General features: G+C 41.6%; 13 protein-coding genes. 12 read left to right on the top strand and 1 reads right to left on the bottom strand.

Translation table 11 applies throughout. The features are described 5' to 3' along the window. Nucleotides 1–12 precede the first annotated feature (12 nt). Genes LNTAR_RS00445 through LNTAR_RS00435 form a run of 3 tightly spaced genes read left to right on the top strand, consistent with a single transcriptional unit; the run spans nucleotide 13 to nucleotide 3,315 of the window. Nucleotides 13–675, top strand: coding sequence for a hypothetical protein (locus LNTAR_RS00445; protein WP_007276625.1), 663 nt, complete (start codon nucleotides 13–15; stop codon nucleotides 673–675). Continuing rightward, a complete protein-coding gene (pabB, locus tag LNTAR_RS00440) occupies nucleotides 668–2,413 on the top strand; it encodes an aminodeoxychorismate synthase component I (RefSeq protein WP_007276624.1) in 1,746 nt (581 codons plus the stop codon). The genes LNTAR_RS00445 and pabB overlap by 8 nt, the downstream gene beginning before the upstream one ends. A 50-nt stretch (nucleotides 2,414–2,463) precedes the next feature. Next, entirely contained in the window at nucleotides 2,464–3,315 is an 852-nt protein-coding gene (locus LNTAR_RS00435; protein ID WP_007276623.1) for an alpha/beta hydrolase, read from the top strand. Nucleotides 3,316–3,334: 19 nt separating this feature from the next. On the opposite strand, the gene LNTAR_RS00430 is transcribed toward LNTAR_RS00435, so the two are convergent. After that, nucleotides 3,335–3,634, bottom strand: a complete 300-nt coding sequence (locus LNTAR_RS00430; protein WP_007276622.1) for a hypothetical protein — start codon at nucleotides 3,632–3,634, stop codon at nucleotides 3,335–3,337. A 100-nt stretch (nucleotides 3,635–3,734) separates the two neighbouring features. On the opposite strand from LNTAR_RS00430, the gene nadE reads away from it, so the two are divergent. From nadE to LNTAR_RS00385, 9 genes are all read left to right on the top strand, one after another. Next, on the top strand, nucleotides 3,735–5,651 hold the full coding sequence (gene nadE, locus LNTAR_RS00425) for an NAD(+) synthase (RefSeq protein ID WP_007276621.1): 1,917 nt from the start codon (nucleotides 3,735–3,737) through the stop codon (nucleotides 5,649–5,651). Between the two features lie 156 nt (nucleotides 5,652–5,807). Beyond that, on the top strand, nucleotides 5,808–9,374 hold the full coding sequence (locus LNTAR_RS00420; RefSeq protein ID WP_007276620.1) for a 3-keto-alpha-glucoside-1,2-lyase-like domain-containing protein: 3,567 nt from the start codon (nucleotides 5,808–5,810) through the stop codon (nucleotides 9,372–9,374). Between the two features lie 172 nt (nucleotides 9,375–9,546). Next, the gene (locus LNTAR_RS00415) at nucleotides 9,547–10,890 is read left to right on the top strand and encodes a sulfatase family protein (RefSeq protein ID WP_007276619.1); all 1,344 of its coding nucleotides are present in this window, start codon (nucleotides 9,547–9,549) and stop codon (nucleotides 10,888–10,890) included. 10 nt (nucleotides 10,891–10,900) lie between these two features. Beyond that, complete coding sequence (locus LNTAR_RS00410) at nucleotides 10,901–12,238, top strand: sulfatase family protein (RefSeq protein WP_007276618.1); 1,338 nt, start codon at nucleotides 10,901–10,903, stop codon at nucleotides 12,236–12,238. Between the two features lie 257 nt (nucleotides 12,239–12,495). Continuing rightward, a complete protein-coding gene (locus LNTAR_RS00405) occupies nucleotides 12,496–13,851 on the top strand; it encodes a sulfatase family protein (protein WP_040913975.1) in 1,356 nt (451 codons plus the stop codon). Nucleotides 13,852–14,005: 154 nt separating this feature from the next. Then, on the top strand, nucleotides 14,006–15,343 hold the full coding sequence (locus LNTAR_RS00400) for a sulfatase family protein (RefSeq protein WP_007276616.1): 1,338 nt from the start codon (nucleotides 14,006–14,008) through the stop codon (nucleotides 15,341–15,343). A 35-nt stretch (nucleotides 15,344–15,378) separates the two neighbouring features. Then, nucleotides 15,379–16,329 (top strand): NHL repeat-containing protein, encoded by a 951-nt coding sequence (locus LNTAR_RS00395; protein WP_007276615.1) that lies wholly within the window; start codon nucleotides 15,379–15,381, stop codon nucleotides 16,327–16,329. Next, nucleotides 16,326–17,750 carry a sulfatase gene (locus tag LNTAR_RS00390; RefSeq protein ID WP_007276614.1) on the top strand — a complete coding sequence of 475 codons (1,425 nt, stop codon included), beginning with the start codon at nucleotides 16,326–16,328 and terminating at the stop codon, nucleotides 17,748–17,750. Before LNTAR_RS00395 ends, LNTAR_RS00390 begins: the two co-directional genes overlap by 4 nt. 8 nt (nucleotides 17,751–17,758) lie before the next feature. Beyond that, nucleotides 17,759–19,114 carry a sulfatase family protein gene (locus tag LNTAR_RS00385; protein WP_007276613.1) on the top strand — a complete coding sequence of 452 codons (1,356 nt, stop codon included), beginning with the start codon at nucleotides 17,759–17,761 and terminating at the stop codon, nucleotides 19,112–19,114. The last annotated feature ends 9 nt before the right edge of the window (nucleotides 19,115–19,123 follow it).

Here is a 19,123-nt window from a genome sequence, read left to right as displayed (position 1 = left end):
GAACTCGCTTTCATGAAAATCACTCTCTTAATGCTCACCACTTTGTTGTTTGCCTCCTGTGGCAATATGTACAAATCATCTGTAAACTCCAATAATAAAGACATTATTTTTTCTGAAAGTTTTGACCATAAAAACCTCGAGGATTATAAAGATAGTTTCTTTGTTCTCTCTGGTAATTATGTTTTAGATCCACTTGGAGACCGCAATGCTCTCACAAGTCGCTTTAATGGCAATACCGAAAACGCCCTCTTATTTGGTCCAGAAAAACTAAGTAATTATACTCTTGAAGCCAGTTTCTTTTACTTATCTACGGCGAACAATACCGTGGCCGCAGGTGTCGGTGGTGGTGGCATTGCCGGATTTAAAGTTCATCTATACCCAACGGGTGATCAAATGGGTAAACTTAGAATCATCTATAATGGTATAACTTATGACGAAGTAGAAATGAAAATGCTTCCAGATACTTGGTACAAAATTCGATTAGATTTAAAAACTGTTGGATCGACATCAACACTACAATGTGTAGCTTATGAAGAAGGTACATCTCCAAAAAGCTGGATGATAAGTGGTAACTTTCAAAATTTAGATTTAAAAGGTCAAGTTAGTGTTTTAACCTACCCCGTACGCAGTATCCCCGTGTATATTGACGATATCATTATACGAAAAAATGACTAAAGCTTATTTTCTTAACGAAGGAAAACTTTTTTACTCTGATCAAATTAGAGAAACACATAGCTGTACACGTTCCGAGGATATTGAAGATTTCATCTCACAACTTGAAGGCAACTCCCACAACGGCTTTCATACTCTAGGTTTTTTATCCTATGAAGCATCGATTGCTTTTGATGAGAAGCACAGAATTATTGAAAATGATAAGCTTCCCTTGGCCATGGCCTTAACTTTTGATTCCATAAAGCAATTAGAAGAAATCCCTACTCCGAATGAACAACTCAACAAAGTTTCAGTGGCGCCATCTATTGATAAAGCTGAGTACTGTGACTCCATTGAAAAATCACTTAACTACATTACAAACGGGGATATTTACCAAGTTAACTACACTTTCAGGTGTGAACTAGAACTCAATAACTCTCCGGAGCAGTTTTTCCTTCATCTCATTAAAAACCACCCCGTCCCCTACGCCGCTTATATTGAAACCGATGATTTCCAAATCATTTCGCTCTCACCCGAACTTTTTTTGAGTCGACGTGGCAATACGCTAAAAACAAAACCAATGAAAGGCACTTCTAAACGAGCCGGCCGTTGGGATCAAGATGAAAAACGCCGTAAAGACCTGAGTCAATGCCCTAAAGGTCGTGCGGAAAACATCATGATTGTTGACCTCATGCGCAATGATTTATCCCGCATATGCCAAAACGTAAGAACCAAAGACCTCTTCCAAGTCACTCGTTACCCCTCACTACATCAAATGACTGGCACTGTTGAAGGACAATTGAACCCCGCCCTAAGTTTATATAATATTTTGGATGCCACCTACCCTCCAGGCTCCATTACTGGTGCACCAAAAATACGTGCTATGGAAATTATTGAAGAACTCGAAAGTTCTCCCCGCGGTATTTACACGGGTTCTATTTTTCACCTTCAACCCAATGGCGATTTTGACTTCAATGTCTGCATTCGCACCATTGAATGCCATAAAGACAAAACCCTTCTAGGAATCGGCAGTGGCATTGTTGCTGACTCTGGTTCTGGTCCAGAATGGGATGAATGTCTTCTAAAAAGTTCTTTCTTGAACTTTCCCCCGCCACCCAACGAAGTATTCACTAGCTTTCTCTGGTCACGTAAAGGAAACTTTAATCATTTAGAGAAACACCTGAAGCGCTTAGATCATAGCTGCCAATGGTTACTAAGACCTTTTAATGTCGATCACTGTCGTAGTGAATTATCTAAACTGGAAACTCAGCTTACAGCTAATAAAACCAATTACGCCAAAATACGTGTCTCCATTAACATCAACGGTGACTTAACTATTACTCAGCAAAAGCTCGAGCAACCCTTTTGGCAGGACTTACGCGTAGCCATTTATAAAGAAGACTCTATAAACTCCAAAAACCCCTATATCTATCACAAAACTGACCGTCGCGATATTTATAACAAAGCCTATAAATTTGCACAAGAATATGATTACGATGAAGTCATCATACTCAACAAAAAGGGGCAAGTTTGCGAAGGCTCAATTAGCGCTTTGATGATCATTGACCACGCAGGACAAAAAGTCATCCCCAAATTAAAATCTGGCATCCTTCCAAGCATTACTAGACAAGTGCTCACCGAAAACGAAGATGTCATTGAAAAAACTCTAAGCCTTAAAGACTTAAAGAATGCTCAGTCAGTTTTCCTAGGAAACTCTGTACGTAACTGGGGACAAGTAAAATCAATTGAAAATTTGACTTGAGTTCAATCAGGTATCATAATTTTTCAGTGTAGTGATTAACAAGGAAAGAAATGCAACTTTATCAACGCCCAGAAATACTTTTAGAAATCCCTGAAAATATAGAATTTCATAATGATATATTTTATTCCGAAGACTCAAAGGACATCCGTCAAAGCTTTCACCTTCTCAAACCCAAACAACAAGATAAAAAACTCCCACTCATTATCTATATACATGGTGGAGCTTGGCACCACGGCGATAAAGACCTACAAATCCCTCACCTTATCCCCTATGTAGAATCTGGGGAGTTTGTCGCCATCGCCATCAATTACCGCTTTAGTCAACAGGCTCCTTGGCCAGCTCAAAAAGACGATTGCTTAGCGGCTCTCAACTATGCACTTAAGCAAACCGATAAATATGGCATTGACACAGACAGAGTAGCTATCTGGGGTTCCTCTTCTGGGGCTCACCTCGCCTTGCATCTTGCCAACGACTCTCGAATCAATGCCGTTCTTGCCTATTGCCCACCTTCTCATTTCAGACCCCTCTTAGATATTCTTGAATACGAAGAGCATGAACTAAAGAGTCATATACTACCCGACTCTCCAGTGATTCAACTGATTGGTCAAGATCCTTTGCAAGCACCGGAACTTTTACTTGATGCAAGTCCCTATGAGCACCTCAACAAGGAGACTTGTCCCATCCTCTTAGCACATGGCACCAAAGACGAAGCTGTTCCCTATAATCAATCTTTAGCGTACTTAAATAAAGCTATCGGCTTGGGTGTCGATTGTAAGCTTATCACCCTAAATAACTACGAGCATAAATTCACTCACCCCATTCTAGATAAAGAAGTGAGAAATTTCTTTGACTATCAGCTCTTAGGTAAAGGCTATACGCCAGAGAGTTTAACACTTACCTAAAACGCTAGGTCAACAAAGACTATAAGTCCATTCCCGAAACTTTTACCATCACAAAATATTCTGCATCTTTCAGAATATCGGTCCCATCACTCGGAAAAATTTTGTCATAAGCACTCGGAGGAATTTTAAAATTTCCGCCTTCAGAAGTTACACATTCTAAGTACTGATTATTGAGTACGTTGGCGCGACCATGCATTGTTTTAATTTGGAATTTGGGCTCTTCCATATTGGTGCACTTGCCCTTCTCATCTTCTTCCTCAAGCTTACAAAACACCACACAAAGTCTGCGACCTTCTAAGTAATTTAACTCTACTGCCATAATAAATTTCCTTATTTTTCTTAAAAGCTAACACCTCCACGAGTTCTTTCCGCTCAAAAAGGTGTATATTCGCCAAAATTCACCAAGGAAAACTTAAAAAATGCAGCTCTCTGCCATCACCATAAACCAAACTCCACTCGATTGGGAAAACAATCTCAATAGAATTAAATCGGCCATTGCTGAATGCCCCTCGAGTGACTTTATTCTTTTTCCCGAAATGTCTCTAACGGCCTACGGTTGTGAAGATGTATTTTTAAGCCCTCACTTGCGCGAACGAAGCCAAGAACTTCTTCTCGAATTACTCCCTCATAGCAAAAATCAAATTATTGCCATTGGCCTTCCTCTCGAAGTGAAATCAAAACTTTATAATGCCGTTGCGATCATCGCAAATGAAAAAATTATCGGTTTTTACTGTAAAAAGCACCTGGCTAATGATGGCCTACATTATGAAAAACGTTGGTTTGAACCATGGCCCGATCGTCATGTCGAAAAGATTCATATTGCCGGCCAAATGGTTCCTGTCGGCGACTGTGTTTTCCAAGTAAACAACTTCCGTTTTGCTTTTGAAATATGCCAAGATGCCTGGGAAGAGACTCGCTTTGACTCACACCTTAGCGAACTTCAACTCGACCTTATCCTCAACCCGAGTGCTTCTCACTTTGCTTTAGGAAAACAAAATCTACGTCGACAACTGATCATTGATGGTGCCAAAAACTTCGACTGTCACTACCTTTATGCTAACCTCAATGGCAATGAAGCTGGCCGAGTTATTTACGATGGCGCTGTTTTTTACTCTGACCCAAATAAACTAATCTATGAATCCGAACGCCTTCATTTAGATGATTTCAGAACCCACAAATTTAATATTGCTGTATCCGCAAAAGAGAAATACACTTCTTCTCCCTGCATCGTTCATTTCTCACATGATTTCCAAGAAGTAAAATCAGATCAAGTTTCCAACTTTCCCGCTTCCAAACAATTAGAAGCTCATGAAGAATTTCTCTTAGCCGAAACCCTCGGACTCTATGATTACATGAGAAAGAGTTGGAGCAAAGGCTTTATTCTTTCCCTCTCAGGTGGTGTCGACTCTGCTACTTGTGCCACACTTGTGTACCACATGTGTGAGCGCCTAATTGTGGAACTAAGCTTAGAACAAACAAAAGCTAAACTCTTTTATATTCCTGGTACAGACAGTGTTAAAAATGCCCAAGACCTCTGTAAGCTACTCTTGAGCTGTGTCTACCAAGCCTCGGCAAATAGTGGCCCTGTGACTGAAACCGCTGCAGAAGAATTAGCTAAGTCAATTGGAGCTGAATATCACTTTTTCAATATCGAACCCGTATTAGAAATTTATCGCGGCTTAAGTCAAAACGCCCTTGGCCGTGAACTAGCTTGGGAAAGCGATGACCTCGCCATGCAAAACATCCAAGCACGTGGGCGTGCTCCAGGTGTTTGGATGATGGCTAACCTGAAAGGCGCTTTACTACTCACAACTTCGAATCGCTCAGAAGCCGCTGTGGGTTATGCAACCATGGATGGCGATACCTGTGGTGGCCTTTCTCCTTTAGCTGGTATAGGGAAAGTTTTCTTACGTGAATACCTGAGAGAAATAGAAATCAATGAACTTTGCGGACTCAGCAAGTTACCCGCACTATCTTACGTCAATGCCCAGGAACCCACCGCCGAGCTTCGCCCTCCAGGTGAAGAGCAAAAAGATGAAGAAGACCTCATGCCCTATGAAGTTCTCGATCAAATACAAAAGCTTGCTATTCGTGATCGCCTCAGCCCAAAAGAGATCTTTTGCGAACTTCGCAAAAACTATACAGACAAGGATTGTCTTGCTTACCTGCAACGTTTCTTCACTCTTTGGAGTCGTAATCAATGGAAACGTGAACGTTATGCTCCCGCCTTCCATTTAGATGACGAAAGCCTCGATCCAAAAACCTGGTGCCGCTTCCCCATCCTCTCTGGTGGCTTCAAACTCGAGTTACAGGAAATCGAAAAGGAATACTTGTAATACTTTAAAATTACACTGCCGTTACAAAAAACGTATAAAAATATACCATTTGCCGATTTTATTATATTTTTCGCAAAATAATTCATATATAAAACTTCCTTTACTCCTTAGAGTGATGCATAATTCATTAATGTATTTAATAAGGATAATTAGACTATGAAGTATTTATTGGCACTACTCTTCTGTACAACTGTTTTTGCAGCTGAGCCCATGTGGGTCTGGAAACAAGGTAAAATCACAACTGAAAAAGCCGAGTTTCAGAAAACGATCAACTTAGTTAATAAGCCAAAGAAAGCTTCGATGGTGATCACTTGTGATAATGGTTTTACCTTATTCATCAATGATAAAAAAATTGCCAGTTCAAAAGAATGGAATCAGCCGCAAACAGTGAGTTTAAAGCAGTACCTTAAAAAAGGTAAAAATAAATTCTTCATCCAGGCCAATAATGAAGGAAGCATGGGCGGGCTTATTTTTACTCTGGATATCGATGGCAAAAAATACTCTTCTGACAAAAGCTGGCAAGCTCGTGCACCTAAAGGTAAGTGGACTGCTGCCGCAGAAGTGGCTCAATATGGAAAAGGGCCCTGGGGTAAAATTTTTGAAAAGAATAAACAGCCCGCAGTGGCTCCATCACCAACGATACAAGCTGTGACAACTCTCCCAGGTTTCAAAGCAGAAAAGATTTATACTGTAGATAGTAAAACGCAAGGTTCTTGGGTTGGTCTATGCTCAGACAACAAAGGTCGCCTCATTGCCTGTGACCAGTACGGTGGCATTTTCCGTATAACTTTAGGTGGAAACAAGCCACAGGTCGAAAAACTCAATGTAAAAGTCAGCCATGCTCACGGTGTCCTCTATGCTTTTGGTAGCCTTTATGTTATCAATAATGAAAAAGACCCAAAAGGTCTCTATCGCCTTACGGATACAAATGGTGATGACCAATACGACAAAGAAGAATTCCTTATTCAATTTAAAACTAGAGGCGAGCACGGAATTCACAGTGCCGTTCTTTCTCCTGATAAAAAATCCATCTACCTCATTGGTGGTAACAACACTGACCAGCCTGATTATATCAATAAATACCGCATGGCAAAAAACTGGAGTGAAGATCACATCCTTCCTCGTATGGCCGATGGCCGTGGTCACAATCGTGGGCGCTTAGCACCTGGCGGCTTGATCCTTAAAGTTTCTCCTGACGGTAAAGATCGCGAACTCATTGCTCATGGCTTCCGTAACCAATTTGATGCCGGCTTCACTTTAGAAGGCGAACTCTTCACTTATGATGCTGATATGGAATACGATATCGGTTCACCTTGGTACCGTCCATGTCGTGTTAATCACGTTGTATCTGGAGCAGACTACGGTTGGCGTCATGGTTCAGGTAAATGGCCTGAGTATTACACCGACACGGTTCCAACAACCCTTGATATCGGTCCAGGTAGCCCAACAGGTACAGTAATGGGTACTGGCGCAAAATTCCCCGAAAAGTACCAACGCTCTTATTTCATCAATGACTGGACTTACGGAACGATGTACGCGATTCACCTCAAACAAGAAGGTGCAACTTATACAGCGACAAAAGAACAATTTATTTCGGGCAAACCCCTTCCGCTTACTGATGTGATCATTCACACGGATGGTAACATGTACTTTGCAGTCGGTGGTCGCCGCACGGCATCTGCACTCTATAAAGTGACTTACACTGGCAAAGAATCTACTAAGCCCGTGCAAGCCCATCAACTTAACAAAGATATGTTAGTGCGCAAAAAACTCGAGGTACTTCATACCTTACCTGCTTCAAAAGCTATTGCAGATAAGGCTTGGCCTTACCTCAGTAATTCAGATCGTTTCATTCGCCATGCTGCTCGTGTCGCTATCGAGAGACAAAAAACAGCTGATTGGAAAAATAAATTGAGCTCAGAGAATAACTCTTGGGCAATCATCGAAGGAGCTTGTGCTTTAGCTCGTATGGGCGAAAAGGCTGATCAATCACTTATCCTCAAAAAACTTAATCAACTTGATTATGCTAAACTAAGTGATGATCAAAAACTGGCTGCCATTCGTTCTTACCAACTTGCCTTCACACGTTTAGAGAAGCCAAGTTCTGCTGATGCTCAAGCTGTTATAAAAAATCTTAATGCTCACTACCCCTCAAAAAGTAACTTTGAAAACCGTGAACTCGTTCAAGTTCTTCTTTACCTCGATGCACCCAATATCATTACTCGCGCTGTCCGCGAAATGGTCAGTGCCACTGAGGAACAAAAGAAGATTCTCTCAGACGAAATCCTCCAGCGTAATGACCGTTATGCAGCTGCTGCAAAAAGAACTGAGCAGTTCCGCCCCAATACTCAACAAGTCTCCTTAGCTTTCTCACTTCGCTCCATCAAAAATGGCTGGACTGACGCTGACTACGCAACATACTTCTCTTGGTTCCCTAAAGCTAAAACTTGGCAGGGTGGCAATAGTTTCGCTATCTTTATCGAGAACTCACGTAAAGAAGCCCTCGCTAATATTGCGAACCCCGCAAAAAAGGCTAAATATGATAAAATCTCTAGTAAATCTCTCATTAAACCAAGAGCCATCACACCACCAAAAGGACCGGGTCAAATTTGGACTGTCGAATCGGCTGTTGCTGCAGTAATAGACAATCTTAAAGGACGTAACTTCAAAGCTGGCGAGAACCTTTACCACGCAGTTGCTTGTGCGAGCTGTCACCGTTTTGCTGGTGCAGGAAGCGGTATCGGTCCTGACCTCACGGGTTCATCAAGTCGCTACACACTTAAAGATATGATGGAAAATATCATCGAACCTTCGAAAGTGATCTCTGACCAATACGGCAGCAAAGTCTTTAAAATGAAAGATGGATCAGAAGTTGTCGGCCGTAAAGGTACAGAGGAAGATGGTTTACTCCACCTCATGACTAACCCCTACTCAGCTGATTACACTGCAGAAATCAAAGTCAATGATATTAAGAGTGAAAAAGAATGGCACGTATCTCCTATGCCTCCAGCACTTATTTACTCACTCAACCCCGACGAACTCAGCGACCTCATTGCTTATATCTTCTCTGCTGGCAACCCTGACCATGAGTACTTCCAAGGCTCATCATCACTAGAAGGCGCAACGAGCCTCTTTAATGGCAAAGACCTAACTGGCTGGGCTGGTGATTCTAAACTGTGGAAAGTTGAAGATGGCGTCATTTACGGCAGCACTCATGGCAATAAGTTGAAAGCCAATTCATTCCTCGTTTGGGAGGGAGGTGATGTCCAAGACTTCCACCTGAAGTTTGAAGGCAAATTTGAAGGTAATAACTCAGGCATGATGTACCGCGCTTTCTGGAAAGACCAAAGCATTTTCCGCCTCAGTGGATATCAATGTGATATGCACCCAAAACCTGAGTTCTTAGCCATGCTTTACGGTGAGGGTCTCGGCAAACGCGGCATCATCGCTAGACGCGGTCAAAAAGTTGAGATCGACGCTAATCAAAAAGTTCGTGTTACGGGCAAAACCACCGCACCAGAACAGATTGATGTGACTCAATGGCAAACTTATGAAGTGATCTGCAAAGACAATCGCATGATTCACAAAATCAACGGTAAAGTCACGGTTGATATTACGGACAATCATCCTGAAGCCCTCAAAAAAGGCATGATTGGCATGCAGCTTCACGCCGGCGTTCCCATGAAAGCTTGGTTCAAAAATATTCAATTGAAGAAGTTCTAAATTAGAACGAATCAATTATCGAAACACTATTTGCTGCTAAAGGTAAATAGTGTTTTTTTACATCAAAGAAGTTCATATAATCGAGGTGATAAAGTTAAAGTCTTTTGTAAGATTTAATCAGTTCACAACAATTATGAAGAATAAAATCATTTCAATAACTAAGGAGTCATAAGTGAAATTAAAAATACTACTTTCGATAATAAGTATTTTTTCTTTACATGCAGCCGACAAACCCAATATTCTACTGATTCTTTCGGATGATCAGGCTTGGACTGATTATGGCTTCATGGGGCATGAACATATAAAGACACCTCATTTGGATAAGTTGGCTTCGGAATCCATTGTTTTTGAACGTGGTTATGTGGCATCTCCGCTGTGTCGTCCATCTTTAGCTTCCATGGTTACAGGCCTTTACCCTTTTGATCACGGTATTACAGGCAATGATGTAGATGGAAGAAACAAGCGAGCTGAATTAGATAAACCCGTTCAGGAAAAATTTAACCAACTTCCCAGTTTTATAAAAATGCTTACGAGCCAAGGCTATTTAGCTCACCAATCTGGGAAGTGGTGGGAAGGCTCCCACAAAGATGGCGGCTTCACCCACGGCATGACCCATGGTAATCCCAAGAAAGGTGGCCGACATGGTGATCTGGGCCTGGAAATTGGTCGCCAAGGTATTCAACCCATCAAAGATTTTGTTAATATAGCGAAGAAAGAAAATAAACCCTTTTTTCTTTGGTATGCTCCCTTTTTACCACACGACCCTCATACTCCCCCCAAACGTTTACTAGAAAAATATAGAAAACTCACCTCTAAATTAGATGAAGCCAAATACTTCGCCATGTGTGAGTGGTTCGACGAAACTTGTGGTGAGATAATCTCATTTTTAAAAGAGAAAGATGTTTACAAAAACACCCTGGTTTTCTATATCTGTGATAACGGCTGGGTCGCTAAGTCTGTACCCAAAGGAAATCATAAAGCCTCCATTAAAAAAGCTTATGCTGCTCAATCCAAGGGCTCACCCTATGAAAATGGTATAAGAACTCCGATTATGATATCATGGCCCGGAACAATCACTCCGCAAAAGTCCAATGACTTTGCCCATGCCATCGACCTCTTCCCAACTCTGGCTAGTGTGATCAACACTAAGGCACCTTCAAACCTTCCCGGTATAGACCTCCTCGACGAGAAACAACGCTCCGAACGCGACATCATTTTTGGTTGTACAAATTCAATCCACAATATGAACCCTAACGATCCGGATGAAACTCTGCAGTATTTGTGGTGCATTAAAGGCAAATGGAAACTCATCATTCGCTATCAGGGGCTTGACACCACAAATTATAAAAAAGTTCATGAATGGGACAAAACTCCTATTCACTTATATGATTTATCCAAGGATCCACAGGAACTCAATAACCTTTCTGATCAATACCCGGATATTGTCGCTGATTTAAAATCAAAAATTCAATCTTGGCATCCAGTCAATCAATCAAATAAACAATCAATTAAATAAAGGAGTACTTATGCGCTTAGTAGCATCACTATTTTTATGCCTGTTCTTTTCTTTGCAGGCCGCAGACAAACCCAATATCCTTCTAATTTTATCAGATGATCAGGCCTGGACTGATTATAGCTTCATGGAACACGAGCAGATTAAAACACCTCATCTCGACAAATTGGCATCGGAGTCTGTACTCTTTAAACGTGCTTACGTGCCGACCGCTCTTTGCCGCCCTTCCCTTATGACTTTTGCAACGGGAAAATACGTTCACCAGCACGGTATTACAGGCAATGACCCTAAGGGTGATAGCAAGAATCCAAACGATCCGGACTTGCGCGAATCTTTAATCTCTAAGGTTGACCAACACGATACTTTAGCCAAGCTCCTCGGCGAGCAAGGCTACCTCAGTCACCAGAGTGGTAAATGGTGGGAAGGCAACTACAAGCGCGGTGGCTTTACTCACGGCATGACTCGCGGTTATCCTCAAAAAGGCGGACGTCACGGTGATGATGGTTTGAAAATTGGCCGTACAGGTAACAAGCCTGTTACTGATTTTGTCGATATGGCCATTGAAAAGAAAAAGCCATTCTTCCTCTGGTACGCTCCTTTTATGCCGCACACTCCTCACACGCCACCTAATCGCATTTTAGACAAGTATAAAAAGTATGACCTCCCATTACCAGTAGCGAAGTACTACGCCATGTGTGAATGGTTTGACGAGGCTTGCGGAGACCTCATTCAACACCTCGAAGATAAAGGTGTAAGAGACAACACACTCATTGTTTATGTTTGCGATAATGGCTGGATTCAACACCCGGAGAAAGCTAATAGATATGACCAACGCTCAAAACAAACGGCTTATGAAGGTGGCACGCGCACACCAATTTTCTTTTCTTGGCCAAACAAGCTCAAGCCTCAGGATCGCCCAGAACTCTGTACAAGCCTTGATATTTTCCCAACTATTATTGCAGCGGCTGGCGCTCGCATGCCAAAGAACCTCCCTGGCTTAGATCTCAATTCCTACATGATTGAGAAAAAAGAAATCCCCCGTGATCATATCTTCGGTGAGGGCTTTGCTCACGATATTGTGGACATCAGCGACCACGAAAAGACTTTACTTTACCGCTGGGTCATCAAAGGCAATTACAAACTTTTACTCACTTACGACGGCAAAGTCAGCAAATATATCTCAACTCATCCGCGTACTGAGAAACGTCCACAACTCTTTGATCTTTCAAAAGATCCTGCGGAGCACAACAACATTGCTAAGGATCACCCTGAGAAAGTTGCGGAACTTGCAAAAATGATCAATGATTGGTACCCGGTAACAAAGCGCAAGGTTATTACTGAGTTTAAATAAAAGCTTTCTTACTACTTCTGAGTATTAAGAACTTTGGTTTCGTGGGGGCACACCCCACACTGGGTTCGGTCGAGCTTCCACCCTTAGGGCTGGAAGCCCAAGCGACACTGGCATGCAGCCTCTGCTGCATGAACAAATAAACAATTTTTATTTTTTTAAGCTGTCCCACAATCTAAAAAGGTCTGTATTAACTAATTTATAAGCTATAAAAGATATTGGAAATCATGAAAAATTTTGAAATAATTAGAGCGAGACCTATGAAATATTTATTACTCCTTTTGAGTCTAACGACTCTTGCGATTAGCGCAGCTGAAAAACCTAATATTGTCTTCTTTTTGGTAGATGATCAACGCAATGATTTTCTCGGCTGTACGGGACACCCGATCATTCAGACTCCCAATATTGATAAGCTTGCTGATCAAGGAACGCTTTTTAAAAATGCTTTTGTGACTACGGCCACTTGCTGGGTGAGTCGTGCTTCCATTCTTACGGGTATGTACATGCGTAAGCACCGTTTCCAAGGCGGTCTAATTAATCCAAAATACATAGCGACTTCCTACCCCATGGGGCTAAAAAAAGCCGGCTATCAAACGGCGTACTTTGGCAAGACGCATTTTCGTTTGGATAAAAAGCAACAGGCGAAAATGTTTGATGAGTTCAAACAAGTGGGAAGAAACCCCTTTCATAAAAAAATGCCCGATGGTTCATTAAAGCACGAGACCGACATCATTGCGGATCTCGCAATTGATTTCATTAAAAGACAAAGTGAAGAAAAGCCCTTTTTTGTAAACATGAACTTCAATGCTACTCACGCAGAGGATAGTGATAAGAAAGATCATTTTCCTTATCCGGAATCAGCAGCCCATCTCTACACCGACATGACTATGCCATTACCAAAACTTCACGATAGAAAGATTTTTGAATCACAGCCTAAATTCATGCAAAATTCTATGCATAACGACCGTTATAAATGGCGTTGGGATACACCGGAAAAATACCAACACAATATGCGCAATTACCTTCGCATGGCATCGGGTATTGATTTTGCTCTGGGCCGAGTTGTTGATGCCTTAAAAGAGAAAAACCTCAATGATAATACCGTAATTATTTACACAGCGGATAATGGTTATTATGCCGGTGACCGTGGCTTTGCAGGTAAGTGGACTCATTATGAACAATCACTACGCGTACCACTTATTATTTTCGACGGTCGCAATCAAAAAGGTCAAAAGCTTAGTCAAATAGCTCTTAATATCGACCTTGGTGCCACCATGCTTGATTATGCTGGCATGCCAACACCAAAACAATATAACGGCAGCAGCCTTAAGCCTCTTATAGAAGGTGAAAAAGTAGAATGGCGCAAAGAGTTTATGGGCGAGTTTTATAGTAAGCATAAAACGATTCCCAATTGGGAAGGAATTCGAGCTGAACGCTATGTCTACGCCTCTTATCCGGAAGAAGGTTTCGAATTCCTTCACGATCTCCAAAAAGACCCCGATCAACTTCAAAACTTTGCGAAAAATCCCGAGTACAAAGAGATCTTAAAGAAAATGCGTAAGCGTCTCAGAGAAACAGCCGACCCCCAAGGAAAGCCGTTCGTCACTCGAAAGTAGTTGCGTGATCGCTTAAACCCCAAGTTAAATTATAATAAAATCGGCACTTAATGTGAGTATTGTCTCAAACTAACTACTGTGCAGTAATAAATCCAATTGACTGGCGGTATATAGTCAACAAGGTAAAATTCACTCAAAAAAAAATGGAGTCTATATGAAAATTAAGTTATTAATATTATTGAGTTTTTTCATCAATTTACAGGCAGCTGACAAGCCCAATATTCTTCTCATCCTCTCAGACGATCAAGCATGGACAGATTACGGGTTTATGGGGCATAAACATATAGAGACGCCTCACCTAGATAAGTTAGCTTCCGAATCCGTCTTATTTAAACGCGCTTATGTGCCAACAGCTCTGTGCCGACCATCACTCATGACTTTGGCAACTGGCCGTTATTCAAGCGTTAATGGTGTCACGGGTAATAATCCTAAGGCAGATAGCAAAAACCCAAATAACCCTGACCTAAAAGCTTCTGTTATAGCTAATATCGATAGGTTTGATACCATTGCAGAACTACTAGTTGAACAAGGCTATTTGGCTCACCAAAGTGGTAAATGGTGGGAAGGCAGTTATCAACGAGGTGGCTTCACTCACGGTATGACTAAAGGTTATCCGGCTCACAAGAAAGGCCGTCATGGTGATGAAGGTTTGAAAATTGGACGTGAAGGTAATAAACCGGTCACTGATTTTGTCGATATGGCCATTGAAAAAAAGAAGCCTTTCTTCCTCTGGTATGCACCTTTTATGCCCCATACACCCCATAATCCACCTAAGCGTCTTTTAGAAAAGTATAAAAAGTATGACCTCACCCTACCAATAGCCAAATACTACGCCATGTGTGAATGGTTTGACGAAGCATGCGGCGATCTTATTAAACACCTCGAAGACAAAGGTGTAAGAGATAACACACTTATCGCTTATGTATGCGATAATGGCTGGATTCAACAATCTGACAAAAACGGTTATGCACCACGTTCAAAACGATCCCCCTTCGAAGGCGGAACACGTACGCCAATTTTCTTTTCTTGGCCGGAAAAATTCAAAGCTCAGGACCGTAAAGAATTATGTACTAGCCTAGATATCTTTCCCACAATTGTCGCTGCAGCCGGCGCGCGTATGCCAAAAGGTCTTCCGGGTCTCGACTTAAACTCTTACATGTCCGAACAAAAAGAAATTCCTCGCGACCACATTTTTGGAGAAACCTTTGCCCATGACATTGCCGATATTAGTGATTATGAAGCCAGCTTGCTTTATCGTTGGGTCATTAAAGATAAGTGGAAACTTCTTTTAACTTATGATGGCAAGACAGACAAAGGGAAACCCAAATATGAAGAAAAAGAGCAAAGACCTCAGCTTTTTGACCTTTCCAACGATCCATCAGAGAAACATAATCTCGCCAAAGACCATGCCGAGAAAGTTGCGGAGCTCGCAAAATTGATCAACGATTGGTATCCAGTAACAAAACGCAAAACCCTAACTGAGTACAAATAACTTTGAAGCTTTTTTCTCTATCTAAAGTCTGTTTATTGACTGTATTAAGCTTGTTCCTAGGTGCCGAAGAAAAAGCATCAAACAAACTAGAAGCGGTCAATTATATTTCTGAACAAGATCCCATAGAGTTTAAGTGGCCAACTCATATTGCCTTTGGTCCTGGAGAACAAGAAATTATTTCTGATTTAAAAAATAATCGCATCGTCTACCGCAATCACAGTTCTGAGTTGTTTAAGGTTTCGCCACTAGCCTTAAAGGGCCTGCATTCTGTAGCTTATAACCCGCAGGACAAACTCTACTACATCAATGATACGGATAACCATCGTATTATCGCTGTTAAAGACCTCTCAAAAACAGAAATACATTCAGAGACTAAATCTATTGCAGGAGTTCAACTACAAAGACCTCACGACATTATTGTGGACTCTGAGAGTTCGTGGATTTATGCAATTAATCCCAATTCGGGTACTGTTTTTAGATTTACTGCTATAGGCGAGAATGAAAGCGCTCTAAAAGTTCCAACTCATGGTTATTCACGTTCCATAAGCTTGATTAAGGGTAAACTTTATGCCATTGGCTCATCAAAAGGCAGAGTTGTTGAGGTCGTCGATTGGGACAAAAAAGAATTTAAGATCTACGATAGTTTTGACCCGTCTAAACGTCAGGGGCCTGCAGGCTCATGGGAACGCACGGGACTTGTTCTCAATGATGTGGAGTTTTTCGATGGCTACTGGTACGCCAGTAGTTATTTTTGTAAGCCCTATGCAGGCCAAACTGATTTCGACAAAAATAAGCTCATTCGTTTTAAAAGCTTCGATGACTTTATCAAAGGTGATTGGGAAGACCTTAGTCATCGAATTCCCAGCGGTATAACCCCGTACTATTTTACTGTCAAAGACAACGCTCTTTATCTAGCGATTTTTCACCATGCACCAAAGACCAAAGGTGATACAATCTATAAAATCATACACAAAGGAAAAAAGTGAAGAATATACTCAAGAAATCGGCTATCCTGTTAAGCTCATTATTATATTTCAACAGCTTTGTTTTTGCTGACACTGATTCAAATAAAAAAGATATTGTCTTCATCATAGTTGATGACCTCAACACTTGGATTGGCGCTATGGGTGGCCATCCCCAAACTAAAACGCCTAACTTAGATGCTTTAGCCACCCGCGGGGTCTTGTTTACTAATGCACATTGTAATGCTCCTCAGTGTGGGCCTTCACGCAAGAGCTTTCTCACGGGTTTATATCCAAAAAGTACCGGTAAGTATTTTAATGTGGCAAAGAAAATGCCCTTTTTTAAAGATCAGCCCCTCAAGGGAGCTACTTCCAAGAATCCACCTAAAAAGCCCTTGGATTTTCACACCCACTTCATGAAAAATAATTACCGAGTTGTGAGTGGAGGAAAAGTTGATCACGGTTCTTTAAAAGCAAAAATAGATAATAAATTTGATCGCCCAAAAGAAGTGAAACATTTCACTGATAAGAGAGTAAATCTTTGGGGTGAAGGTGGTCCTCAAAATATTGACGATACCATGACGGGCGATTACAAGACAGCTCAATGGGCCATTAAGCAATGGAACACCAAAAGCGACAAGCCACTTCTGATGTCGGTAGGCTTTTATAGGCCCCACCGTCCCTTTAATGTACCCAAAGAATATTTCGATAAATTTCCCTTAGAGTCCATTCAATTACCAAAGGTCCCCGAATTTGATGACTTGGCCGACCTGCCGGAATATGGCAAAGCATTAGCTCGTTCAAACGCTCATAAAAACCTCTTTAAACCAAGAACTGTCCACGAACATATTCTGCACCTCGGTGGTGAAGATGAATGGAAGTACATGGTGCAATCTTACCTCGCCTGTATTAATTATGTAGACACACAAATCGGCCTCTTTTTAGAAACTCTTAAGAACAATCCACGTGGCAACGACACCGTGATTATACTTACCAGCGACCACGGCTGGGATTTAGGTGAAAAAGAACACTGGTGTAAAGCGGCTTTATGGCGAACAACAACTCGTGTACCTTACATTGTTGTAGCTCCCGGATTGACTCAAGCCGGGACAGTGAATCAGCAGCCCATATCACATGTTGATATTTATCCTACCTTGTGTGATTTTGCTGGAATCGCAAAACCAAAACATTTAGAAGGTCAATCTATTCTTCCTTTGGTAAAAGATTCCAGTGCTAAGCGAGAAGCGGCCTATTTGAGTTATGGTCCTAGGAATACAGCTGTACAGACTGAGCGTTACCGCTACATTTCTTATGAAGACGGCAGTGGCGAACTCTACGATCACCAAAAAGATCCCCGTGAATGGACCAATTTAAGTTCGAATCCTGAGTACGCTGAACTTAAGGCCAAGATGATCCAAAAAGTTAAAAAATTTGAAAATAATTAGAGAAAACTATGAAATATTTATTACTCCTTTTGAGTTTAACAAGTCTTGCGGTCTCCGCAGCAGATAAACCCAATATCGTCTTCTTTTTAGTAGATGATCAACGTTATGATTTTTTAGGCTGTACGGGTCATCCCATGATCCAGACTCCCAATATTGATAAGCTTGCAGACAATGGAACTTTGTTTGAAAATGCCTTTGTGACCACGGCCACTTGTTGGGTGAGTCGTGCTTCAATTCTCACCGGCATGTACATGCGTAAACACCGTTTTACCGGAGGAAAAATTGACCCTAAGCGTATTGACACCTCTTACCCTATGGGGCTAAAAAAGGCGGGCTATCAAACAGCTTATTTTGGAAAAACTCACTTCAAAGTGGATAAAAATCAACAGAAGATGATGTTTGACGAATTTATTCAGGTTGGTCGCAGGCCCTTTCATAAAAAAATGCCTGACGGTTCACTTAAGCACGAGACCGATATTATTGCGGATCACGCCATTAATTTCATCAACAAACAAAGTTCAGAAAAACCTTTCTTTGTCAGCTTAAATTTTAACGCCACACATGCCGAAGATGGCGATAAGAAGAATCATTTCCCCTATCCAGAGTCAGCAGCTCATCTCTACACTGACATGACTATGCCACTACCAAAACTTCACGATAGAAAGATCTTTGAATCTCAACCAGATTTTATGCAAAACTCTATGCATAACGATCGTTATAAATGGCGCTGGGATACACCGGAAAAATACCAACACAATATGCGCAATTATCTGCGCATGGCATCGGGTATTGATTTCGCTCTAGGCCGAGTTGTTACAGCCTTAAAAGAGAAAAACTTCTATGATAACACAGTGATCGTTTACACAGCGGACAATGGTTATTACGCTGGTGATCGTGGCTTCGCAGGTAAATGGACCCATTACGAACAATCACTACGTGTGCCACTCATTCTTTTCGATGGTCGCCATCAAAAAGGTCAAAAGCTTAGTCAAATAGCTCTGAATATCGACCTTGGTGCCACCATGCTCGATTATGCTGGTATGCCAACACCAAAAGAACATAATGGTAGCAGTCTTAAGCCCCTTATTGAAGGTGAAAAAGTCGAATGGCGCAAAGAGTTCTTAGGTGAATTTTACAGCCGTCACAAAACAATCCCTAATTGGGAAGGTATTCGTCACGAACGCTATGTCTACGCCTCTTACCCTGAAGAAGGCTATGAGTTTCTTCACGACCTTCAAAAAGACCCAGATCAACTCAAAAACTTTGCCAAGAACCCCGAGTACAAAGAGATCTTAAAGAAAATGCGCAAGCGACTCAGAGAAACCGCCGATCCACTGGGAAACCCCTTTATCACTAAAAAGTAGTCAGGTAAT

Source organism: Lentisphaera araneosa HTCC2155 (assembly GCF_000170755.1).
GTDB lineage: Bacteria > Verrucomicrobiota > Lentisphaeria > Lentisphaerales > Lentisphaeraceae > Lentisphaera > Lentisphaera araneosa.
This window is presented reverse-complemented; position numbering and strand designations above follow the sequence as displayed.